18 protein-coding genes are annotated in these 21,315 nt (G+C 73.1%); 10 read left to right on the forward strand and 8 right to left on the reverse strand.

Annotated features, from left to right (window positions below; translation table 11 throughout):
- Positions 1-39: 39 nt before the first annotated feature.
- Genes cobT through WMF33_RS39205 form a run of 4 tightly spaced genes read left to right on the forward strand, consistent with a single transcriptional unit; the run spans position 40 to position 3,671 of the window.
- Entirely contained in the window at positions 40-1,125 is a 1,086-nt protein-coding gene (gene cobT / locus WMF33_RS39190) for a nicotinate-nucleotide--dimethylbenzimidazole phosphoribosyltransferase (protein ID WP_437333395.1), read from the forward strand.
- Positions 1,122-1,889 (forward strand): adenosylcobinamide-GDP ribazoletransferase, encoded by a 768-nt coding sequence (locus tag WMF33_RS39195; RefSeq protein ID WP_437333396.1) that lies wholly within the window; start codon positions 1,122-1,124, stop codon positions 1,887-1,889. Before cobT ends, WMF33_RS39195 begins: the two co-directional genes overlap by 4 nt.
- Positions 1,890-1,906: 17 nt before the next feature.
- The gene (locus WMF33_RS39200) at positions 1,907-2,515 is read left to right on the forward strand and encodes a histidine phosphatase family protein (protein WP_437333397.1); all 609 of its coding nucleotides are present in this window, start codon (positions 1,907-1,909) and stop codon (positions 2,513-2,515) included.
- A gap of 22 nt (positions 2,516-2,537) precedes the next feature.
- Positions 2,538-3,671: an arginase family protein gene (locus tag WMF33_RS39205; RefSeq protein ID WP_437333398.1), complete on the forward strand. Its 1,134-nt coding sequence runs from the start codon at positions 2,538-2,540 to the stop codon at positions 3,669-3,671.
- Positions 3,672-3,745: 74 nt separating this feature from the next.
- Here the strand turns inward: WMF33_RS39205 and WMF33_RS39210 are convergent, their stop codons facing one another.
- Together WMF33_RS39210 and WMF33_RS39215 are read right to left on the reverse strand one after the other, a co-directional pair.
- Positions 3,746-4,618: a sulfurtransferase gene (locus WMF33_RS39210; RefSeq protein ID WP_437333399.1), complete on the reverse strand. Its 873-nt coding sequence runs from the start codon at positions 4,616-4,618 to the stop codon at positions 3,746-3,748.
- 128 nt (positions 4,619-4,746) lie between these two features.
- The gene (locus WMF33_RS39215; protein WP_437333400.1) at positions 4,747-5,199 is read right to left on the reverse strand and encodes a nuclear transport factor 2 family protein; all 453 of its coding nucleotides are present in this window, start codon (positions 5,197-5,199) and stop codon (positions 4,747-4,749) included.
- A gap of 637 nt (positions 5,200-5,836) precedes the next feature.
- Here WMF33_RS39215 and WMF33_RS39220 point away from each other — a divergent pair.
- From WMF33_RS39220 to WMF33_RS39230, 3 genes are all read left to right on the forward strand, one after another.
- Positions 5,837-5,974 (forward strand): hypothetical protein, encoded by a 138-nt coding sequence (locus tag WMF33_RS39220; protein WP_437333401.1) that lies wholly within the window; start codon positions 5,837-5,839, stop codon positions 5,972-5,974.
- A 2,580-nt stretch (positions 5,975-8,554) separates the two neighbouring features.
- On the forward strand, positions 8,555-10,159 hold the full coding sequence (locus WMF33_RS39225; protein ID WP_437333402.1) for a helicase HerA domain-containing protein: 1,605 nt from the start codon (positions 8,555-8,557) through the stop codon (positions 10,157-10,159).
- A gap of 43 nt (positions 10,160-10,202) precedes the next feature.
- Positions 10,203-10,799: a Uma2 family endonuclease gene (locus WMF33_RS39230; protein ID WP_437333403.1), complete on the forward strand. Its 597-nt coding sequence runs from the start codon at positions 10,203-10,205 to the stop codon at positions 10,797-10,799.
- A gap of 329 nt (positions 10,800-11,128) precedes the next feature.
- Here the strand turns inward: WMF33_RS39230 and WMF33_RS39235 are convergent, their stop codons facing one another.
- The 5 genes from WMF33_RS39235 to WMF33_RS39255 all read right to left on the reverse strand — a co-directional run bounded on the left by WMF33_RS39235 (position 11,129) and on the right by WMF33_RS39255 (position 16,740).
- On the reverse strand, positions 11,129-12,757 hold the full coding sequence (locus WMF33_RS39235) for a protein kinase domain-containing protein (RefSeq protein ID WP_437333404.1): 1,629 nt from the start codon (positions 12,755-12,757) through the stop codon (positions 11,129-11,131).
- A 193-nt stretch (positions 12,758-12,950) separates the two neighbouring features.
- A complete protein-coding gene (locus WMF33_RS39240; protein WP_437333405.1) occupies positions 12,951-14,606 on the reverse strand; it encodes a DUF2254 family protein in 1,656 nt (551 codons plus the stop codon).
- Between the two features lie 64 nt (positions 14,607-14,670).
- Positions 14,671-15,786, reverse strand: coding sequence for a hypothetical protein (locus tag WMF33_RS39245; RefSeq protein ID WP_437333406.1), 1,116 nt, complete (start codon positions 15,784-15,786; stop codon positions 14,671-14,673).
- 241 nt (positions 15,787-16,027) lie between these two features.
- Positions 16,028-16,363 carry a hypothetical protein gene (locus WMF33_RS39250; RefSeq protein WP_437333407.1) on the reverse strand — a complete coding sequence of 112 codons (336 nt, stop codon included), beginning with the start codon at positions 16,361-16,363 and terminating at the stop codon, positions 16,028-16,030.
- Entirely contained in the window at positions 16,360-16,740 is a 381-nt protein-coding gene (locus WMF33_RS39255; RefSeq protein ID WP_437333408.1) for a hypothetical protein, read from the reverse strand. Before WMF33_RS39255 ends, WMF33_RS39250 begins: the two co-directional genes overlap by 4 nt.
- A 407-nt stretch (positions 16,741-17,147) precedes the next feature.
- Between WMF33_RS39255 and WMF33_RS39260 the strand changes: the two genes are divergently transcribed.
- From WMF33_RS39260 to WMF33_RS39270, 3 genes are all read left to right on the forward strand, one after another.
- Positions 17,148-17,846 (forward strand): tetratricopeptide repeat protein, encoded by a 699-nt coding sequence (locus tag WMF33_RS39260; RefSeq protein ID WP_437333409.1) that lies wholly within the window; start codon positions 17,148-17,150, stop codon positions 17,844-17,846.
- A 64-nt stretch (positions 17,847-17,910) separates the two neighbouring features.
- The gene (locus WMF33_RS39265; RefSeq protein WP_437339561.1) at positions 17,911-19,335 is read left to right on the forward strand and encodes a protein-disulfide reductase DsbD family protein; all 1,425 of its coding nucleotides are present in this window, start codon (positions 17,911-17,913) and stop codon (positions 19,333-19,335) included.
- Between the two features lie 16 nt (positions 19,336-19,351).
- A complete protein-coding gene (locus tag WMF33_RS39270) occupies positions 19,352-20,284 on the forward strand; it encodes a hypothetical protein (protein WP_437333410.1) in 933 nt (310 codons plus the stop codon).
- Positions 20,285-20,293: 9 nt separating this feature from the next.
- Here WMF33_RS39270 and WMF33_RS39275 read toward each other — a convergent pair whose 3' ends face one another.
- A complete protein-coding gene (locus tag WMF33_RS39275) occupies positions 20,294-21,274 on the reverse strand; it encodes a hypothetical protein (RefSeq protein ID WP_437333411.1) in 981 nt (326 codons plus the stop codon).
- Positions 21,275-21,315: the final 41 nt, after the last annotated feature.

Consider the following 21,315-nt stretch of genomic DNA (forward strand, 5'->3'; position numbering starts at 1 on the left):
CTTCCCCGGCCTCCCGCGGGAGAGTAGAAAATCCGAAGCATGGCTCTCTCGCCTCCCTGGGTGTTCCCCGAGCTCGACGCGAGCGCGGCGGGCGCGGCGCGCGCGCGGCAGGACACGTTGACCAAGCCACGCGGCAGCCTCGGGGCGCTCGAGGATGTCGCCGTGGCGCTCGCGGGCATCCAGGGCGGGCCGCCCGCGAGCCGGCCCGCGGCCGCGGTGCTGTTCGCCGCCGATCACCCCGTCGCCCGGCACGGCGTGTCGGCCTACCCGGCCGAGGTCACGGCGGCGATGGTCGCGAACTTCGTGCGCGGCGGCGCCGCCTCCAGCGTGCTCTGCCGCCACCTCGGGGTCGAGCTGCGGGTCGTCGACGTCGGCGTCGCCCACCCGTACGAGCGCGCCGGCGGCGACGGCGCGCAGCTGCGGCGCGATCCGGTCGCCGACGATCCCATCGGCGATCTGCGGGTCGAGGACGCGCTCTCGGAGGACGTCTACGAGCGCGCGCTCCGCGCCGGCGCCGCCGAGATCGACGCGCTCGGGGGCGACACGCGCGTCGTCCTGCTCGGCGAGATGGGCATCGGCAACACCACGGCGGCGTCGGCGATGGCGGCGCTGCTCCTCGGGCTCGCCCCGGAGGACGTCGTCGGCGCGGGGACCGGCGTCACGGGCGACGCGCTGTCGCGCAAGGTCGAGGTCGTGCGCGACGCGACCCGGCGCGTCCAGGGCGCCTCGAGCACGTTTCGCGCCGATCCGCGCCGCGTCGTGCGGGCGGTCGGCGGCAAGGAGATCGCCGCGCTCGTGGGCGCCATGGCGCGGGCGATCGAGCGGCGGATGGCGGTGCTCGTCGACGGCTTCATCGTCTCGACCGCCGCGCTCGCGCTCGTCCGGATGGACGCCCGGGCGCGGGCGGGCATGCTCTTCGCGCACCGCTCGGCCGAGCGCGGTCACGCCCACGTCCTCGCGGCGCTCGAGGCCCGCCCCTTGCTGGATCTCGGCATGCGGCTGGGCGAGGCGAGCGCCGCTCTGGCCGCGCTGCCCCTGCTCGACGCCGCGTGCGCCCTGCACGCCGGCATGGCGACGTTCGCGAGCGCGAGCGTGCCCGACCGCGCGCCGCCCGGGACTTCATGACGCTGCCGCCGGTCCTGCGCGGCGCCCGGGCGGCGACGACCTTCCTCACGCGCGTCCCGGTCGGCGGCTTCCCCTACGCCGAGGCGGACTGGCGCTGGGCCTCGGCCTGGTTCCCGTTCGTGGGCGCCGGCCTCGGCGCCGTCCAGGCCGCGGCGTGGCTGCTCGTCGACCGGGGCGGCGCGCTCGTCGCGGCCAGCGTCGTCGTGGCGCTCGGCCTGCTCCTCACCGGGGCCTTCCACGAGGACGGCCTCGCGGACACGGCCGACGCGCTCGGCGGCGCCTTCGATCGCGCGCGTCTGTTCGAGATCCTCAAGGACAGCCGCATCGGCTCGTTCGGCGCCGCGGCGCTGATCGTGGTCCTCGTGCTGCGCATCGCCCTGCTCGCGCGGCTCGACGCCGCGGCGCCGGTCGCCCTGGTGCTGACGCAGTGCCTCTCGCGCGTCCCGCCGATCTGGCTCATGGTCGCGCTGCCGTACGTGACCCAGGGCGGCTCGCGCAGCCGGCCGGTCGCGCAGGCGGCGCTCCCGCAGGCGCTCCTCGGCTCGGTGTGGCCGGCGCTCTCGCTCGCCGCGGCGCACGCCGCCGGGGCCGTCTCGGCGGCCGAGGCGGCGGCCATGCTCGGCGCATCGGCGGTCGCCGCGGCGATCTGCGGCCTCCGCTTCCGGGCCCGCGCGGGCGGCATCACCGGCGACTTCCTGGGTGCGACGCAGCAGATCGCCGACTGCGCCGCGCTGCTCGCCCTCGCGCTCGCGCGGGGCGGCTGAGCCGCGGGCGCGCCGGCATGGATCCCCTCGCCCCTTCGCTCATCGCGTTCCGCCACGCCCCCGTCGCGCTCTCCGGCGTCTGCTACGGCCGCCTCGACGTCGCCGCGGAGCTCGCGCCCGGGGACGCCGCGGCCGCGATCGAGCGCGCGCTCCGCGACCACGATCTCCGCCCCGGCGTGGTCTGGTCGTCGCCGCTCTCCCGCTGCGCGCTCCCCGCGGCCGAGCTCGCGGCGCGCCTCGGGGTGCCGCACGCGATCGACGCGCGCCTCGTCGAGATCGCCTACGGCGCCTGGGAGGGGCGCGCCTGGTCGGAGATCGAGCGCGGCGATCCGGACGCGTACGCCGCGTGGCTCGACGGCTGGGAGCGCGTCGGGCCGCCCGGGGGCGAGTCGGCGATCGAGGTCGAGGACCGGGTGCGGTCGTTCTGGCGGGCGCTCTCTCCGGCGTGCGGGCCAGCGTCCGGGGCGTCCCCGCACCTCCTGGTCGCGCACGCGGGCGTGCTGCGGGCGCTGCGCGTCGTCGCCTGCGGCGCGTCGTGGATCGAAGCGATGAGCGCGCCCGCGCCTCACCTCGCGCCCGAGCGCTTCCCGCTCCCCGCGCCTGCCCTTTCGCTGGCGGCCCCCTGAGGGGCGCGTACCCTCGTCGGGCATGACCCCGCACGAAGAGCTCGCGCTCCTGCTGCGCCCGGCGGCCGGAGGCCTCTACCTCGTCTCGACCGGGCGCGCGCAGCAGCTCGAGGTCCAGCGACGGCTCTACGGCGCCTCGACCCAGGACGAGGTCCTCGCCCGGTTCCGCGCGTCGTTCGACCGCATCGCCGGCGCGCGCGCCGTCCTGCTCGGCGTCCCCTCCGACGTCGGCGCCGGGTTCCTCCGCGGCTCCAACATGGGCCCGCAGGCGATCCGGACCGCGCTCCTCGACGCTCACCCGGATTTCCCCGAGCGGGCGCGCGACATCGGCCTCGTCGACATCGGCGACGTGTTCGTCGTCCCGCAGCTCCTGCACGACGACATGCTCTCGGAGGCCCAGAAGGCCGCGTCGCGCCGCGCCCTCTACCCGGGCGTGCCCGAGCCCGTGGCCGCGCGCCTGCCGGTCTCGCCGCTCTCCATCGCCGAGCGCGCGCTCGATCTCGTCTTCTCGATCAACCCCGACGTCGCGCCCATCGTGCTCGGCGGCGATCACTCCACGGCCTTGCCGGTCGCGCGCGCGATCGCGACCGCGCGCGCGAGAGGCGCGCGGCGGCGGCCGTGGGGCATCGTGCAGCCCGACGCGCACACCGATCTCCTCGAGGAGCGGCTCGGGGTCGCGTACTGCTTCGCCACCTGGTCGTACCACGCGAACGAGCTGGTCGGGCGGGGCGGCCGGCTGACCCAGGTGGGGGTCCGCGCCTCCCAGAAGCCGCGCGAGCACTGGGAGAGCCGCTACGGTGTGCGGCAGTTCTGGGCGGCCGAGTGCCGCGCGGATCCCGAGGCGGCGCTCGACGCCATCGTCGCGCACGTGAAGAGCACCGGCGTCGAGGGCGTGTATTTCTCGAACGACATCGACGGCACGGACGCCGCGTACGCCGACGCCACCGGCACCCCGGAGCCGGACGGCCTCTCGCCCGATTTCGTGGTCGCGCTGATCCGCCGTCTCGGGCGCGAGGTCGGCCTGATCGGCGGCGACGTCATGGAGGTGGCGCCGGCGCTCCAGCCGACGCCGGAGAGCGCGGCCCGCACGCTCGCGCTCGCGGTGCGCTACCTGCACGAGACGATCGAGGCCGTGGTCGGCCGCGCGCTCGCCTGATCTGGCGCGCTCGCCTGGCGCCTGGCGCCGCGCGCTCGCCTAGCGCCTGGCGCCGCGCGCTCGCCTGGCACCGCTCAGGGATCGGAGCCCTTTGCCGCGGGCAGGGCGGCGTCCCGGGCCCAGTCGCTCCACGACCCCTCGTAGAGGATCGCGTCCGCGCGGCCGAGCGTCGCCAGCGCGAGCAGGTCGTGGCAGGCGGTGACGCCCGAGCCGCAGTAGCAGACGACGGTGCTCGCCTCGAGCGCGCCGAGATCGCGGTAGCGCCGCTCGAGCTCGGCGCGCTCGCGGAACGGCCCGGCCGGCGCGCGGAGGTTCTCCGCGAACGGGGCCGAGCGCGCCCCGGGGATGTGGCCAGGGCGCGCGTCGACGGGCTCGGTCTGCCCTTCGTAGCGCTCGCGGGCGCGCGCATCGAGGATCACCGCCGACGGCTCGCGGCGCAGCCGGTCGACGGCCGCCTTGTCGGCGACCGGGGCCCCGCCGGCGGCGAGCTCCATCGGCGGCGCCGGCGCGATCGCGGGCGCGTCGGTCGAGAGCGGGTGCCCCGCCGAGGTCCACGCCTGGAGGCCGCCGTCGAGCACGCGCCCGCCCGGATGGCCGAAGTAGCGCAGCAGCCACCAGAGCCTGGCCGCGATGGCGCCGCCCGCGTCGTCGTAGCCGACGACGAGCGAATCCGGCGCGACGCTGATCCGGGCGAGCACGCGCGCGAACGCCGCTGCGTCGGGCAGCGGGTGGCGCCCGGGGCCGGCCTGCGCCGGACCGGAGAGGTCGGCGTCGACGTCGAGGTGGACGGCGCCCGGGATGTGCCCGCGGGCGTACTCGTCGGCGCCGCGGCGGCCGCTGAGGTACCAGCGGCAGTCGACGACGCGGACGCGGGGATCGCCGGCGTGCGCTGCGAGCCAGGGGACATCGACGAGGGGGCCGGGGGGCACGGGGAGGGGGTCGCGCATGCGCGGCAGGGTAGCGCTGCTCGGTCGCCGGCGGGGCTCGCGATCGAGCGCCCCGAGGCGCATGGCCGGGTCGCGCCCCCCTCGAGCTGGCCGCCTCCCGGCGCCGGCGATGCGCGGAGCAGCCGGCGTTACTGACTCGCTTCCGCGAACATGTTCGTGTTGCCGGTCTGGTAGGAGAATTCGAAGATTACCTGCTTGATCTTCCAGCCGCCTTCTTCCCGGATCAGCCCATAGCGGTAGTGCCCCGCGACCATCCAGTCCTCGCCGCCCGGCGCGCGCGCGAACCGGTGGTAAGCGCGCACGTGGCACTCGGCGGAGGCCTCTTTCCCGCTCACCTCGACGTCGATGGGGCCGAGGAAGTGCTGCGAGGCATCGATGGCGCCGTGGAACTTCTTCCAGGACGCCAGCAGGTCGTCGGCCTTCTGCGTGAGCGCCTCGCCGCCGAGGAGCGATGAGAAATCGTTCACCACGACATCCGCATAGAAGCCGCGGAGCTCGACCCAGCGCCGCCGGTCGAGGTTGTGCGCGACACGGGTGATGACGCTCCGGATCGCTCGCTCATCCTTCAGATCTTCGGACATGGACGGGTCCTTTCGTCGGCAGGCCGCGCTCCCCTCGTGCAACTCGCACGGACCACCCGGCCAGCCCGGGTCGGCGGTCGTGGGGACGTGGCGGCGCGCTCATGGGGGTTCCTGCGTCGTACCTCTGGCGGCGCGCCGGGATCAAGCTCGTTCTGTGGCGTCGAAAAACCGAAGAACTTCATACCCATCAGCCACGCTCCTCGTTTGGGTTTCTCTATCGGGACCACGGCGTACGAACGAGGCTCGCTTGCGAGCCTTTACGTCCAAGCACCCGGAATTGCTGGGTTCCCGAATGGCGCCCGCGCCACGGATCGCCGGGCAGAACAGCGCCGGAGCTCCGCCGCACACGGCGCCTCAACGGCGCTCGGGCTCTACCGCGAGGTAGGTCGTCCTGCCGGCGTACCCGACAACGACAGCGGTCGGGTGTGATGACGCGCCGCGGATTTCGTCAGCGCCCTAACCTTCCCCCCTTGACGCCCCCTTATCGTTCAAAGATCGTATCAGAGCATCCGGAACGGTCGGGGGGAGCGTGGGGTGCAAGTCGTCCACGCGAACAACCACGCTCGCACGTTGGGGTTGCGCCTGCGCGCTCGTCGTTGCCCTGGCGCCCGCAGCCGCATCCGAGTTCAGCGGCGGCGTGAGCGTGGGTGGGATCCAGATCGGGACCGAGCCCAAGCTCGCGGTGAGCCCGTTCGTCGGGGTGCTCTGGCGCAGGGAGAACGACTTTCGGATCGACGTCCACAACATGTTCAGCATCGTTCCGGGTCACGGGTAGGGTTCTACGACCGAACGGCGGTCACTTTCGGGTACGTCACGGAGACACGCAACGTCAGCATCGGCCCGTCCCTGTCGGTTTACGTGATGCCTGTATGTGGTGCGGTGATCTGCGACCGGGTGATGGGGATCGCTCCAGGTGGTCGCGCCCAATCCGACTGGTACTTCGCCGGGCGGCTGGGCGCATCCGTGAGCGCCAACGTGGACTGGGCCGGCGGGAGCAGCCTCGTTCTTCCCGGTAGCTTGGTCATGATGGTCACCGCTGGACCCATCTGGAGATTCGGGGGGAGCTCGAAGTGAAGAAAGTCTTTATCGTTCCATGTTTCGCCCCAATGGCGTGTAATTTCGACATGGGTGATTGTTATCTCCGCGGAGAGGGATCGGACGGGGCCGGCGGCGGCATCATCCTTCCGAGCGGGGCCGGCGGCTTCGGGGACGCTCCTCCAGAGCCGCGAGACGGTTTGGATGCACCTCCTGCCGTCTGCAACATCGCAACATCGCGGCCGAGAGCCCATGCAACGAGAAGTGTCAGGCGGACTACGAGCACGCATCGGCTCAGTGTGGGAAGGCCGATGACGAGGCGCAACGAAGGGCATGTCAGGACAGCGCGCACGCGACCTATCGAGGCTGCCGGGCCGGCTGCGAGCAAACAAGCAATCGCAGCTGCGACGAGAAGTATCAGGATTGCATAAACCACGGTCCGTGGTCTTGTGCAAGACCAGGTTCTGGAAGCGATGGCACAAAAGTGCCGAACCTGCTTTAGGCGGTGTGAGTCCGGGGATCCTCCATCGCCGGATTGCAAAAAGTGTTTATTCTGAGGTTTCAATGACTATACACGTCGCGACAAATGAGGACATTCGGAGAGCGGTGCGGCGCGGGCTTCGCCTTCCTGTACGTTTCGTGCGCGATAACGTTCTGGAAGGGCCGTGCGCGTCCGATCCCGAAGACCATTGTGCGCTGCGGTGCGATTATTGGAACCCCCAAGGGCGGGAAAGAACGCAATTTCGCTCGCGGTTTCATGATGTTATGAATGCGTTGAAATCACAGCAGAGAACCGTCGTATGGACGTCCGGGTTGTGGAGCGATAGGTTGATGCTGTGGGCGCTCTGCGCGTGGAGGCTCCGCTATCGGCCCGAGCGCCCGGATCTCGACATCGTCGTCCTGGGAGATGCGCCGGAGGATGGGTTTAGCCGTGGGTTCGTCCACGTGAAGCCGGCTGACGCGCGCCGCGGTCTGGACGAGGCGCGCGCTCTACCTCGGACGCGCGTCCAGCATATGGGGCGCTCTTGGCGAAAGGTATCCGGTCGGTCTCCGGTCCTGTCCACCGAGGGTGGGCGCGCAGATCGAGCACGGAAGGATCTCATAGAGCTGGGCACCCACCAAGCGGCATTCTTTCCTCGGGTGGACGGCAGCACGCTCACCCTATCTCGGATTGACGAGCTCTTATTCTCGTGTCTCGGCGAAGACTGGTCGACGCCCGTGGACGTATTGATGCACCGTTCGCCGGCTGGCGCAGAGCTGCTCAATGATTGGATGATACGCATCAGCGATTGCTATTTTGCCATGCGGCTGCGCCAGTGGGCCGAGCACCGTGGGCCTGAGGCAGCGCTGGAGAGTGTGCCCTATAGGACGGACAGGGCACCTATGCTAGAGGCTCGCTATAGGTTGACGGCTATCGGTGATGAAATAAAGCGACACGGTCTTGCTGAGATCGCTCAAGGACCGCCGCTGCCGGTATGGGGCGCTACGGCGTACGACCCGGCGGCTCCCTGGGTCGTGGTGGGTGGCCCCTCGGGGCAGCGCATCCAGCGTCTCGGAGAGCGCCCCACGCAGGGGCTCGATGAGTAGCGTGCTCGATCCTCGCGGCGCGGGCGCTGGAAGCGCAGGCGCCCGCGGAGCGGGAGAACCACTGCTACCCATATCGAGGACGTACATCTTATCGACCAGAGGCTCGCCCGATACCTCCGATACAACGGTAGCAACCGCTTTACCGCCAATCTCGGTAGCTGGTCAGAACGCCAGAGCTTTGGCCGGACTCCATTGCGTTCTCGCGCCGATATTTCTCACAAAGGCGAGCATCCGCCGCATCGCAGAGCACGTACCAGGCAGGACGTATGCTGCCCGTGCTTGCGAACGGCGGCAGCGCGCCCCCGCGTGCGGGACCGCGGCTGGGCGCGCCGGTCGGTCCAGCCATCACGCGATCGGCGGCTGCTCGGTCTCGCCCGGCATCGCGCCTGGTCGCGGGGGGGTTCGACCCCCCTCGCACCTGGCCCTGCACCCGATCGCCTGGTGGTCGGCCCATCCAGCTTGGCCTCGCGCCCGAGCGCCGGGGGGTTCACCCCCTGCCGGCGCCACAGCGGGTGCGGACCCGCCGCTGTGGTCAGCGGTCGAGGCAGCGCCGCCGGCGGAGCGCCACCCCCGCGCGCACCGTGCCTCCAACGCGCGGTAGCTCCTTCGAGGCCACCGCCCGGGGGCCCGCCGCTTCCGTGCCATGCCGCCCGCCCGGCTCGCCCGCCCCGCCGCGCTCGCCTACAGTCCACCGGCGAGCGCGACCAGCCCCGAGCCCCACGGAGGCGACCCGTTGAGCCCCATCCTCTCCCTCTGCCACGGCTACCGACTCGATCTCTCCGACTACGCCCGCACCGGCCTGCGCGTCGGCATCTGGGCCTCGTCCGGGCGCGGCAAGAGCTTCGGCGTCGGGGTCTTCTGCGAGGAGCTGCTCGCGGCCGGCATCCCGGTGGTCGCGATCGATCCCGAGGGGGAGCTCCACACGCTGCGGGAGCGGTTCCGCGCGCTCGTCCTCGGCGGCGCCCACGCGGACCTGCCGCTCTCGTCCCGCGAGCGCGCGGCGGAGCTCGCGCTCGCGCGGGTGCTCGACGAAGGGCTCGGCCTCGTCGTCGACCTGTCCGATCAGCCGACGAGCCGCGCCCAGCAGGAGGCCGCGCTCCCGTTCCTCGAGCGGCTCTGGGCGCTCCTGTCCGAGCGCCGCGCGCCCGCGGCCGTCGTGGTCGAGGAGGTGCACCTCTTCGCCCCCCAATCGGGCGCGTCGCTCACCTCGGAGATCCTGCACCGCCTCGCCAAGCAGGGCCGCAAGCGCGGCGTCCTCCTCGTCGTCGCGAGCCAGCGCACGCAGGCCGTCTCGAAGGAGCTCATGAGCCAGCTCAACTTCCCGGCGATCGGCGGCTTCGAGATCGAGCGCGACTACGACGCGGTGAAGGCGCTCGTCGACGGCCACACGTTCGAGGAGTTCCGCGCGCTCCCGTCCGGCGAGTTCTACCTGCCCGCCGTCGGGCGCTTCGAGCGCTGGCGCGCCCGCCACACCGCCCACGGCGGCGACGCGCCGAGCTGGACCGGCGAGGCCGGCGCCGCGCCGCGCATCGCCGACGCCGCGCTGAGCACGCTCATCGACGAGCTGCGCGAGGCGCTCGCGGGCGAGATCGCGCGCCCGGCGGCGCCGGATCCGAGCGCCGCGCTGCGGGCCGAGATCCGCCGCCTCAAGCAGCAGCTCGAGCAGGCCGACGAGGCGCGCAGGGCGGCCGAGGCCGAGGCAGAGCGGCTGCGCACGGCGCTGCAGGTCGCCGGCGTGGTCAAGGTGGTGATCCAGAACGAGATCGTGGCGCGCGCCGGCCAGAGCGACGGCGCGCGTCCGCAGGCGGCGCCGGCTCCCGGTTCGCCGGCGGCACCCGCCCCCGGCGCGCTCGCCGCGCACGTCCCCGGCGCGCTCGCCGCGCACGCCCCCGGCGCGCTCGCCGCGCACGCCCCCGGCGCGCCGCGGAGCCACCTCCCAGCGCCGCCCGCGGCCCCGCTCGCGCCGGCGCCGGGCGGCGCCGCCGTGAAGGTCGCCGCGAGGCCCTCCTCGCCGTCGCTCCGGGATCTCGCGATGCCGCCCGCGGCGTTGCTCCAGGCGCGCGGCGTCCAGCGGATGGTGAGCGCCGCGAGGAGCCACGCGCGGCGGCGCTCGCCCCGCTCGGCGGCGCACGTCGCCTTGGCCGCGAAGCTGCTCGCCGGCGGCGCGGCGCTGACCGCGGAGGAGCTCGCCGCGCGCGGCGGCTCGCGCAGCCAGGTCGAGATCCGGCGCGCCGCGCGCGCGCTCGCCGCGCTCGCCCACGCGGGCTTCGCCGCGGTCCAGGGCGGCCGTCACGCGCTGAACGAGGCGGCCGTCCTGCGCGCGCTCCAGATCGGCTGACGCCTGCGCCCCCATGCCGTCGAGCCTGCACTATGCTCCAGGCATGAGCGGCGTCGCGAAGCAACTCGCCAGCAAGCCCGCCAAACTGGAGGACCTCCTCGCCATCCCCGAGGCGGACCGACGTCACGAGATCATCGACGGGGAGCTGCTCGAAAAGGGCGTGGCCACCGGGGAGCACGGCGGCGCGCAGGCGGATCTCGTGACCGCCCTCAACCACCGCTTCGGCCGTCGCCCTGGCGGACGCTGGCCGGGCGGATGGTGGTTCGCCACCGAGGTCGAGATCTCCTTCGCGCCGGCGCAGGTGTACCGTCCCGATGTCGTCGGCTGGCGCCGCGAACGCGCGCCCCAGCGCCCCACCGGCGTCCCCATCACCCTGCTCCCCGACTGGATTTGCGAGATCCTCTCGACGAACCGGCGCAACGACCTCGTCAAGAAGAAGCGCACCTACCATCAATGCCAGGTGCCGCGTTGTTGGATCGTCGACCCGGCCGAGGAGACGCTGGCCGTCCATCGCTGGGGGCCGGACGGCTACATCGAGATCCTGGCGGCGCAGCGGGGAGAGATCGCCCGCGCGGAGCCCTTCGACGCCATTGCGCTCCCTGTCGACGTGCTGTTCGGAGACGACGAGCCGGAGGAATGATCCCGCGTTCGCGGCAGCACGCGACGAGCTCCGTCGCTCCGAGCCCCTCTCCGCGAAAGCACCGCATGCAGCACGAGGAGAGACCGCAAGGGCGAAAAGAAGACAAACCGCAGAGGCACAGAGGCACAGAGGCACAGAGGACACAGAGAAGAAGAGAGGAAAGAGCTCTTTTCTTTCTCTCTCCTCTATGGCTCTGTGCCTCTATGCCTCTGTGATTTATTCCTTCTCTTCTCTCTTCGAAGACTTGGCCCGCACCCTGACGAGATCGCCGTGCGAAGTGGCGCAACCGGATGTGCTGATAGAGAAAGATCGTCTGCGAGCGTCTGGCGCTAGCAGCTCGACACCACCAGCAGGCGGATCGTCGCGATCGCCCCCAGCACGAACAGCCCTGCGAAGAAGATCGTCCGCTTGCGCCGCAGCTGCTCGGCGGTGAGCCCGCCGCTGTCGGGCGCCTCGCCCGGCGCGATCTCCCCGCTGCCGCGCGCCGCGGACACCCCGGCCAGGCTGCTCGCCCCCGCCGGCGCGCTCGCCACGCTCGGCTTGCTCGCTGCGCTCGCCTTGCCCGCCGCGCTCGCCTTGCCCGCCGCGCTCGCCTTGCCCGCCGCGCTCGCCCTGCCGATCTTCTGCGCCGCCGCCGCGCCGCCCGGGGCCTCCGCCGCGGCGCGGCTCCGCTGGAGCTCGCCCTCCGGCGTGGTCGACGCCGCGAGCGCGCGCGGGCGCGGCGGCGTGTCCTCCGGGCCGTCGAAATCGAGGTACTGCACCGAGAGCGAGCCCACGGCGGCGCCGAGCGGGCGCGGGGCGCCGCTCCTGCGGAGGGACGGCGCGCTCCGCCGCGCGTCGGGCGCCGACGGGCGGCCCGACGGTCGATCCCCGGACGCGGCGCCCGGCACGCCCGACTGCGCCCTCCCCAGGAGATCCGGCGAGCTCTGCCCCGGCCCGCTCGCCGGCGGGAGCGACGGCGACGCGTAGCAGCCGGCGCCGCTCAGCGAGCCCGCCCTCGCGATGTACGCCTCGACGTGCTCCTTCAGCTCGCTCCTGGCCTCGTCCTCGGCGCCGTGCCCCATCCCGCAGAGGACCTGCTCGAGCGCCTCGGCCAGCTTGCCCGCGCTGGCGATGCGCTTGTCGATACGGAACTCGGTCGCCGCGTCGAGCGCGTCCGCGAGCGGCGCGCACAGGTCGGGCAAGAGCTCGCGCGCGCGCGGGATCGGCGTCGACGCGACGCGCATGATCAGCTGCGCCTGCGTGTCGGCCTTGCGCACCCGGCTGCCGAGCAGCGCCTCGAGCAGCGTGAGCCCCAGCGAGAACACGTCCGCGCGCCCGTCGAACGGCTCGCCGCGCGCGAGCTCCGGGGGCATGTACGGGAGCTTGCCCTTGAACACGGCGCCGTCGGCCTGCTCACCCGCGAGGCCCGGGATCCGCGCGACCCCGAAATCGGTCAGGCAGACGCGGCCGTCCCGCGCGATCAGGATGTTGGAGGGCGAGACGTCGCGATGGACGACCGCGTAGCGCCGCCCGTCGGCCTCGCGCAGGCTGTGCACCGCCTCGAGCGCCCGCGCCATCTCCCGGCCGAGGTACGCCACCGCGCGCGGCGAGAGCGCGCCCACCTTCCTGAGCACGCGATCGACGGCGGGCCCGTCGATGTAGTCGAGCGCGAGGTACACGGAGCCCTCGCAGTCGCCGAGCTCGATCAGCCGCACCACGTTCGGGTGATCGAGCCGCGCGATCACCTCCGCCTCGGCGAAGAACGACTCCCTCGCCGCGTCGCCGAGCTCGGGCCGCGGGGCCAGCCGCTTCAGCGCGACGCGGCGCCGGGAGCTCGGCGGCTGCTCCTGCTCGGCGAGCCACACCTCGCCCATGGCGCCCTTGCCCAGCATCCGGACGAGCCGGTACTTGCCGGCGAACAGCTCCGGCGGAGGATCGGACTCGGCGTGCTTGCGACGCGGGCGTGAGGCGGGCATCTCGGTGTGCGGCGCGGGACCTCGGCGTTCGTCGAGGCTAGCCCTCCTGCGCTGGGTCGAGGGGGTGCAGGGAGCGCATGCCCGATCCTATCGCCGCCCGCGCGCCTCAGGGAATCGCCGCGTCGATGCCCGGCGCGGATCCAGCCTGCGTGTACTGCGTCCCGGCTCACCCTCGAGCGCGCCGGCCGACACGTCACTCCAGCGTCTGCTCCTCGCGGATCGGCTCCCGCATGGTCGTCGCCGGGAACCACTCGAAGAAGCGGTGGATGAGCTGCCGCCGCTCGGGCTCAATGTACTCGAACACCGCGCCCCGGTCGTTGATCTCCCAGAACTCGTTGCTCGTCACGGCCAGGAGCTCCGCGCGGATCGAGCGCAGCCGGTCGGGCCGCTCGTCGCGCATGTCGCGGTAGATCCGCCGCGCGAGCGCCTCCTCGCCCTTCTGCAGATAATACGTGGCGAGCTTGACCTGCGCCTTGCGGACGCCGCGGAGCGACGGCTCCTGCTGGTCGAGCTCGGCTTCCTTGTCCACCTCGAGGAAGAGCTGGAGCAGCTCGTCCCGGGCAGGTGCGTGGAGGTCGTACGCGCGCTCGTTGACCACGCAGAGGTCGAACGCGACGGTCTCGGTGAGGAACGCGAGCCCCATCGCGTGCGCCGTCTGCGCGTAGTACTTGAAATACCGGGCGATATCGAGGACCTGATCCCCCCAGCCCGCCTTGAGCAGCTCCTCGGCGAGGTAGCGGTACTGGTTCAGGTTGTTGTAGGCCGCGGCGATGTCCTTCGCGTTGAGCGAGCGGCGCATGTAGGTGTTGAAGAACTTCACGACGACCGCGACGGCCGCCCGGTCGCCCGCGGCGATGGCGGTCTGCCCGATGTAGCGCGTGTCGATCGCGATGCGCGTGATGAGGTCGGGCATCGCCGTGAGCGCCTCGCGGTAGACCATGAGGAACTGGCGGAGCGCCTTGTACTCGAGCCAGGTCCGCGTGGCCGAGAGCTTGCCGAGCGCCTCGGCGTTCATGCTCACGAAGTCGGCGTCGTTGGCGAGGCGGTCGCGGATCTGGAACCAGCGCGGATCGAGCGTCGCCTTGTGCGGCAGGTACGCGACGACGAGCTCCGACAGCGAGTCGACGGTCTTCGACGCGATGCCCTTGTCCTTCTGGTCGATCGCGTTGAGCGCCACGTCGGCGAGCTGCTCCAGCGACGAGAGCGCCGTCACCCGCCGCTCGTCGACCTCGCCGTCGCTCTCCTGATCCGCGGGGCGCAGCGCCTGCTCGATGCCGCTCCGCTTGATCCGCCCGACCACGTTGTCGGGCTCGACGAAGTCGAACACGTACAGGAAGTAGGGCGCCATCATGAGCAGGCTCGCGGTGAGCAGCCCCATGGTGACGAGGACGCCGTACGTCGGGACGAAGGCGTGCTCGGTCGAGCCCTCGCCGACGCGGATCGAGAAGTTGACCCACAGCGAGAACACCGCGCTGACGACGAAGAAGCCCATCACGACCATGTTCGTCCGGTCGCGGAAGAACATCTCGGTGATCCGCGGCGTGTACCGGTTCGCGGCGAGCTGCACGATGATGGAGGCGACCGTGATGACGATGCCGAGGATGGCGGCGATGACCTCGCCGATGCCGCCCATGATGTGCTCGGCGTCGCTCGGCGACATGTGCAACAGCACCTCGCGGATCGGGAGGCGCTCGTTCCCGTGCCGCGCGATGTCGAGCAGGTAGACGACCGACAGGGTCGCCATGCTGACGCCGAGGAGATACGACATCGGCCGCAGCCAGATGCGGGCCAAGGCCGCGCCGCGGCGCCGCGTCCCCTCGTCCTCCCCTGCGGTCTGATCCGAGCTCATCAGGTGACCGCCGCTCGCTCCACGCGCCTGCCCCCGGCGTTCGCCACGAAAGGCGGCAGCGCGATTATTTCTTCTCCGGCGGGCTGTCGAGATCTTCCGCGAGGTAGCTGAGGATCACCTCGTCCAGCGACTTCTCGCTGATGAGATCGTCCCCGAAGATCGACGCGCCCTCCGACGGCCGGTTGGTGGCGAAGATGCTGGCCGGGCGCGAGGCCGCGTAGCGGCCGGAGCCGGGGCTGCCCGAGAAGTGCTCGACCGCGACGGGGGCCGCGGGCGGCGGCGAGGGGTGCTCCGGGTGGACGTTGCTGTAGACGCCGGCGCCGGAGGCCGCGGACTCCGACCGCCGCCCGATCACCGACGCGGGCGGCGGGGGGAGGTCCTGGATCTGCTGGAAGAACGGCGTCTGCGCCTCGGCCGCGGCGCGCTCGAGCGCGTCGAGATCGAGATCGATGGACGGCTCGGACTTCTTGATCTCCGGGGGCGGGCGCACGGCCCTGCCGGTGAGCGGGCTGGCCGCGCGCCCGCCGGCGCCGAGCCCCTGGATCCCGACCGGGTCGAGCTCGAGCCGCGGGCGCGCGCTGGCCGACGCGGGCGCCGGCTCGGGCGCCGCGGCGCGCGCCGGCGGCGCAGCGGCGGGCGCGGGCGCCGGCCTCGCGGGCGGCGCGGCGGGCCTCGGCGGCGGCGTCGGCGCGGGGGCCGGCTTCGGGCGCGGCGCCGCCTCGGGCGCGAGGGGCGGCACGACGGGGGACGCGACCGGCGGCGCGAGGGGCCGGGACGGCGGGGGCGGCTTCGGCGCGCTCGGGACCTCGGGCGACGACGGCGCCGGCGGCCGCGCGGCCTTGCTCGGATCGACGGCGGCGGGCGCAGCGGCCGCGGGGGCCGAGACGGGCGGCGCGGCGCTGTCGTCGAAGAGGTAGTCGAAGTGGCCGTCGCGCAGGGCGATGAACATCGCCTTGTGCTGCTCCTTCATCATGCCGCGCACCGTCTCGGCGAGCGAGGCCTGGCCGACGTGCTCCGCGTACGACGTCTTCGTGGTCTTGAGGATGCGCCCGCCGTCGGCGAAGAGGTGCGTGATGATGTGCGGGTGGCGAATCCCCGAGTCCTCGGTCTGTATGTGGAACAACCGCCCCTTGTGCCGGACGTTGTTGTTGAAGCCGAGCAGGGGCGACGGGGCTTTCACGACAGGCAATCCGAGGTTGGGGAGGTGAGGAGATCGCACCAGCGGGGGGCGCTCGCCACGGCCGAGACTATCACAGCACGGCGCGCCAGGAACGATCCGGAACGTGCCCCCGTTCCTTCACGTGGGGGCGCATGTCGGAGCCGGTCGTCCGCTGGGCGGGTCCCCTCGGGGCTCCGCCCCGGCCCGCACGCAGGCGTCCGCTCCGCGGCCGACGGGGCTGGCGCCGAGCGCGCCGGTCGGATCAGGGCAGACAACGCTCCAGGTCGTCCGCATTGCCCGCTTGCAGGGCGCACGCCACCTCCGCCTGGGTGAGGTCGGCCTCGCAGCGGACGAAGCCGCGCTCGCCGGCGGCCGCCCGCGCCATCGCCTGCCGTTCGGCCACCTCGGACACGGCGGGCTCAGGCGTGGCCGCGCGCAGCGCGAGCTCGACATAGCGGTCGAGGAGCGCGGCGCACGCCTCGGGGGTCGGGCGCGGCGAGAGGCGGCGGAGCGCGGCGCGCCCGGCGACGACCCCGACCACGAGCAGCACGATCGCCAGCGTCGCCAGCACGTCGGCGCGCGTCGCGGGCCGCGTCACTCCAGGCACGTATCGACCTGCTCCGGGGTGGCCGCCTGCCGGACGCACGCCATGGCGGCGTCCGTGATCCGCCGCCCGACGCACCGGTCGATGAGCTCCTTGCCGCGGGCGTCCCGCACCGCCGCCGTGCGCTCCTCGACGACCTTCGGGTCGACGACGTTCTGGGCCCGGAGCTCGATCTCCGCGCTCCGCTTGAAGATGGCCTCGCACTCGTCGCGGCTCGCCGGGTGCCCGCACCCGGCCGCGAGCGACGCGCCGCCGACGAGGGCCAGACACGACGCGAGCCAGAGGAGCCGGTCCCGACGCGGACAGCCGGTGACCGTGGAGACGGAACGCCGCCTCCGCAGAAGGGAAGTTGAGCCAGGGCGGCGACGCATGGCCGCGACGATGGCGCCACGCCCGGTGGGGCGCAACCCGGGTCCAGCTCCCGGCCGGAACCCGGCCGGAAACCGACGCCCGCCGGCCCGGCGCCGGCCCTGGGCGCGCCGGAACGCTCTCCGGCCCGAGTCAAGATGGAAACCTCGCGTATTGCTGGAACGCGTGTGCAGGTCTGTTACGATTGCTTTCTGTGCGCAAGGCGAGCGAGCACGGTGACAGCGTGGACGGCGCTCGATCCGTCCGTACGGGCTCTGGGGGGCACCGCACGAAATCGACGGCGAAAGCCGTTGCGGGCAGCGTCGTTGCGGGTGGCGGGGAGGACGCCGGGCGGGACGCTCCACGAGAGAAGCGGCCCAGCAATGCGCCGCGGCGGCGCGCGCCGGCGAAGACGCTGACGCCCGAGGAGATGCTGCGGCGGGCGCTGGGCGCGGAGACGCCGCGCTCCCGGGCGCTCTGGGCGCGGCGGGGGCTGTCGCTCCGGGGGCCGCTCGACCGGACGACGCAGGCGATGCTGCTGCGCCAGCTCTACCTCGCCTATTTCGAGACGCGCCGCTTCGAGCGGGCGGCCGAGGTGGCGGAGCAGGTCCTCTCGCTCGGCGTGCTGCGCGACGTCGCCCACCAGGACGCGGCGCGCGCGAAGCAGGCGCTCGGGGACATCGACGGGGCGGTGGGGCACCTCCGGCTGGCGGCGCGCACGGGGCCGGCGAGCCGGCGGGCGTTCCACTGGTGGACGCTGGGCAGCGTGTACCACCTGGCGCGGCGGTACGACGAGGCGATCGGCGCGCTCACGCGCGCGGCGCGCTGGGGCACGCGGGACAAGCCGCTCTACCAGGGGCACCTCGCCGTGGTGCAGTGCGAGAGCGGCAAGACGGTGGAGGGGCTCGGCGCGCTGATCGACCGGCTCTCGGAGGTGCCGGCGGGCCAGGGGTACGGCCGCTTCGTGCTCGGGCAGATGGCTTACTTCGACCGTCGCTGGGACGAGGCCAAGAAATACCTGGAAGCCTTCGTACAGCGGAGCACCTCGGGGCGGGCCGCGGTCGCGATCGCGCTCGGGGGGGAGATCGAGGCCGCGCGCCAGACGCTGGCGTCCCTCCCGAAGCGCTGATGCCGGCCTGAACGGACGGCCGCGCGCCGCACGGGGGCGATCGCTTTGCTATAGAACCTCCGTGATGACCGCTTCGACTCGTTTCAAGGGAAGCGCCGGCGCCGCCCCGGCGGTTGGTCGACGGGGCGCGGACGGCGCGGCCGGGGCGCTCGGGCGCGCGCTCGCGGCGCTCGCGGCGCTCTCGGTGCTCGCGTCCCCGGCGCTCGCCCTGGCCGCGGATCAGCCGGATCTGTTCACCCGCGGCCTCCAGGCGGGCCCGGCCTTCGCGGGGCTCGCCGCGCTCGCGGGCGGCCTGCTCACGTGCCTCACGCCCTGCGTGTACCCGATGATCGCGATCACGGTGAGCATCTTCGGGGCGCGGGAGGCGAAGTCCCGGCGCGAGGCGATGCTGCTCTCGACGAGCTTCGTGCTCGGGATCGTCGTGCTCTTCACGACGATGCTCGTGGTCGCGGCGCTCACGGGCAGCCTGTTCGGCAGCGTGCTCTCGAACCGGTGGGTCATCGTCGGCATCGCGGGGGTGTTCATCGCGATGTCGCTCTCCATGTTCGGCGCGTTCGACATGGCGCTGCCCGACTCGCTGATGCAGCGGCTCTCGCAGGTCGGCGGCATCGGCTACGGCGGCGCGTTCCTGCTCGGGCTGGTGAGCGGCCTCGTCGCGGCGCCGTGCACCGGGCCCGTCCTCACCGGCATCATCCTCTGGATCGGGAAGACCCAGAGCATCGGCCTCGGGGCGCTCGTCGGCGCCACCTTCGCGATCGGGCTCGGCCTGCCGTTCTGGCTCGTCGGCGCGTTCGCGGTCGCGCTGCCGAAGGGGGGCAAGTGGATGCTCGGCGTGAAGTCGTTCTTCGGGATCGTGATGCTGGTCGTCGCGCTGTATTTCCTGAAGACGACGTTCCCGGCGCTGTCGTCGCTCGCGCAGCCCACGCCGCAGTTCATGGCGGTCATGGCCGGGCTGGTCGTGGTCGGCCTCCTGCTCGGCGCGGTGCACCTGTCCTGGGACGACGGCGGCGCCGGGGTGAAGGCCCGCAAGGGGCTCGGGATCGCGCTCACGGTGGCCTCCGGCTTCCTGCTCGTCGCGAGCCTGGACCTGCCGAGGCTCGCCTCGCCCGTGCCGTCGGCGGTGGCCGGCGAGGCGGCGCCGCGGCAGCTCACGTGGCTGCACCAGGAGCCGGTGGCCGTCTCGAAGGCGAAGGCGGAGAAGCGCCCGCTGCTCGTCGACTTCACCGCCGAGTGGTGCGGCGCCTGCAAGCAGCTCGACAAGGACACCTTCTCGGACCCGCGCGTCATGGCCAAGGCGGCGCACTTCGTCGCGGTGAAGGTCGACGCGACGGACGACGAGGACCCGCAGGTCGACGCGGTGAAGGGCAAGTACAAGGTCGTCGGCCTGCCCACGGTGGTGATCTACGACTCCACCGGGGCCGAGCGGAAGCGCTTCAACGACTTCGTCGGCCCGGACGTGTTCCTGGCGGCGCTCGAGGGCATCGAGTAGCGGCGCGCCACCGCCCATGCGCCCTTCCCTGCTCGCCGCCCTCGCGCTCTGCTCCCTGATCCTCGCCGGCTGCGGCGGCGCTCCGCGACCGACCACCGGGACCGTGGTGATCGGGCTGACGAGCGAGCTGCGCGCCGGCGTCGAGCTCGATCGGCTGCATATGGTCCTGCGCGCCGGCGGCGAGGTGCTCCGCGACGACGTGCTGACGCACAAGAGCGGGCAGCTGTTCTTCCCGAGGGAGCTCTTCTTCCGCGATCTCGAGGACGGGACGCCGGTGGAGATCTCCCTGGAGGCGTTCGGGGCGGAGGACGCGGAGCGGCCGCTGCTCGTGCGCGACGCGTCGACGCGGGTGATCGGCGGCCGCACGCTGCTGCTCCGCGTGCGCCTCGAGCAGGAGTGCGCCGTCGCGCCCGGGGATCCCACGTGCCCGGCGCCGCAGACCTGCGTGGCCGGCGGCTGCAGCGCCCCCGACGTGGATCCCCGGCGGCTCGAGCCGTACAGCGACTCGTGGGAGGCGGACGCCGTGCCGGACGCCTGCAAGCCGGCCGGCGGGGGCGAGCCGGTCGTCGTCGTCGGCGAGGGGCAGGCCGACTACTTCGCGCTCGAGGATCTCGACGAGGTCCAGGTGGAGGCCGGGCCGCAGGGCGGCTACCACATCTTCGTCGCCATCCGGCTCAAGAACCTCCGGCAGTCCGGCTCGATCACGGTGGTGAACGGCGCCGTGCCCGAGCTCGACTACGCCATCGAGCCGCTCCGGGTCATCTTCACCCTGGACCAGGACGAGGGCGGCTACTGCAAGCTCGCCGGGCTTCGGTTCCGGCTCGACGGGGAGCGGACGATCGACGAGCTGCTCGGGAAGGTCGTCGACGTCGAGGTGACCGTCACGGACGCCGACGGGGACACCGGGACCGGCAGGCGCAAGGTGACGCTCTCGCAGACCATCTTGTAGCGCGCGGCCTCACTCGCGCGCGGCGCGCCAGCGCGTCATCGAGCCGCCGGTGAGCAGGTCGAGGGACGCCTCGGCCTCGAGCGCCGCGAGCGCGGCGGCGCGGCGCTCCTCGGGGCTCCGGCCCGGATCGGCCGAGAGCGCGACGGCGCGCTGCCAGGCGAAGAGCAGCTCGAGCACGCGCGCCGTGAGCTTCGCCCCGAGCTCGGCGCGCTCGCGGCGGAGGCGCTCCAGGGCGATCTCCTCGTCGGCGAAGACCAGGCGATCGAGCCGCCAGGTCGCGCGCGCCTCGAGCCAGAGGCTCGTGCCGCCGGAGGCCGTCCTCCGCGCCGGATCGTACTCGGTGGGGGCCAGGTTCTCCGCCTCGTCGACGAGGCGCGAGACGCGGAGCCGGAGCTCCGGGAGCAGCGACGACGTCCGGGCGCGCGACGCGATGGCGTCGATGCGCGCCTCGGGATCGAGCAGGCGCGACTGCCGCAGCGCCGCCTCGACGATCGCGCGGGCCATCGCCGGCGTGACCCGGACCGGCAGCGGGAGCGGCGGCTCGACCTCGGCCGGCGGCGGCGCGGGAGGCGGCGCGGGGGGCGCCTCCGGGGGAACGGGCGCCGGCGCCGCGCGGGGCGGGCTCGGAGGCGCAGGCTTCAGCCGCGGCGCCTCGGGTTCGGCGATGGCGGAGGGAGGGGGCGCGCCAGGGCGATCGGAGAGCCGCTCCAGGGGGATGCTCGCGAGCAGCATGCCGCTGAGGGAGCGCTCGCCGCCTTCGAGCCGCGCGAGCCCGAGCTGGAGCGAGACCCAGAGCGGCTGCGCGCGCCCCGGGGACGGAGCCCAGAGCTCGTGGGGCGCGGCGTCGAGGCGGTCCACGCGCGGGTCGAGCGCGGTCGGCTCATCGTCGAAGGGGAGCTCGGCGCGCGCCTCGGGCGCGGACAGGGCGCAGGCGAGCGCGCCGAGGAGGGAGAGAACGGGGGTGGCGAGGGATCGGTGGTTCGGTTGCACGCGAGCTGGGTCGACCGCCGCGCGCCGCCAGTTGCGTGAGC

Origin of the sequence: Sorangium sp. So ce394 (assembly GCF_051474665.1) — a bacterium.
Classification (GTDB): domain Bacteria; phylum Myxococcota_A; class Polyangia; order Polyangiales; family Polyangiaceae; genus Sorangium; species Sorangium cellulosum_D.

Bases quoted from the DNA above. Each gene is read 5' to 3' on its own strand.
- cobT (WP_437333395.1), top strand. From the start codon at position 40: ATGGCTCTCTCGCCTCCCTGGGTGTTCCCCGAGCTCGACGCGAGCGCG.
- WMF33_RS39195 (WP_437333396.1), top strand. From the start codon at position 1,122: ATGACGCTGCCGCCGGTCCTGCGCGGCGCCCGGGCGGCGACGACCTTC.
- WMF33_RS39200 (WP_437333397.1), top strand. From the start codon at position 1,907: ATGGATCCCCTCGCCCCTTCGCTCATCGCGTTCCGCCACGCCCCCGTC.
- WMF33_RS39205 (WP_437333398.1), top strand. From the start codon at position 2,538: ATGACCCCGCACGAAGAGCTCGCGCTCCTGCTGCGCCCGGCGGCCGGA.
- WMF33_RS39210 (WP_437333399.1), bottom strand. From the start codon at position 4,618: ATGCGCGACCCCCTCCCCGTGCCCCCCGGCCCCCTCGTCGATGTCCCC.
- WMF33_RS39215 (WP_437333400.1), bottom strand. From the start codon at position 5,199: ATGTCCGAAGATCTGAAGGATGAGCGAGCGATCCGGAGCGTCATCACC.
- WMF33_RS39230 (WP_437333403.1), top strand. From the start codon at position 10,203: ATGAGCGGCGTCGCGAAGCAACTCGCCAGCAAGCCCGCCAAACTGGAG.
- WMF33_RS39235 (WP_437333404.1), bottom strand. From the start codon at position 12,757: ATGCCCGCCTCACGCCCGCGTCGCAAGCACGCCGAGTCCGATCCTCCG.
- WMF33_RS39240 (WP_437333405.1), bottom strand. From the start codon at position 14,606: ATGAGCTCGGATCAGACCGCAGGGGAGGACGAGGGGACGCGGCGCCGC.
- WMF33_RS39255 (WP_437333408.1), bottom strand. From the start codon at position 16,740: ATGCGTCGCCGCCCTGGCTCAACTTCCCTTCTGCGGAGGCGGCGTTCC.
- WMF33_RS39260 (WP_437333409.1), top strand. From the start codon at position 17,148: ATGCTGCGGCGGGCGCTGGGCGCGGAGACGCCGCGCTCCCGGGCGCTC.
- WMF33_RS39265 (WP_437339561.1), top strand. From the start codon at position 17,911: ATGACCGCTTCGACTCGTTTCAAGGGAAGCGCCGGCGCCGCCCCGGCG.
- WMF33_RS39270 (WP_437333410.1), top strand. From the start codon at position 19,352: ATGCGCCCTTCCCTGCTCGCCGCCCTCGCGCTCTGCTCCCTGATCCTC.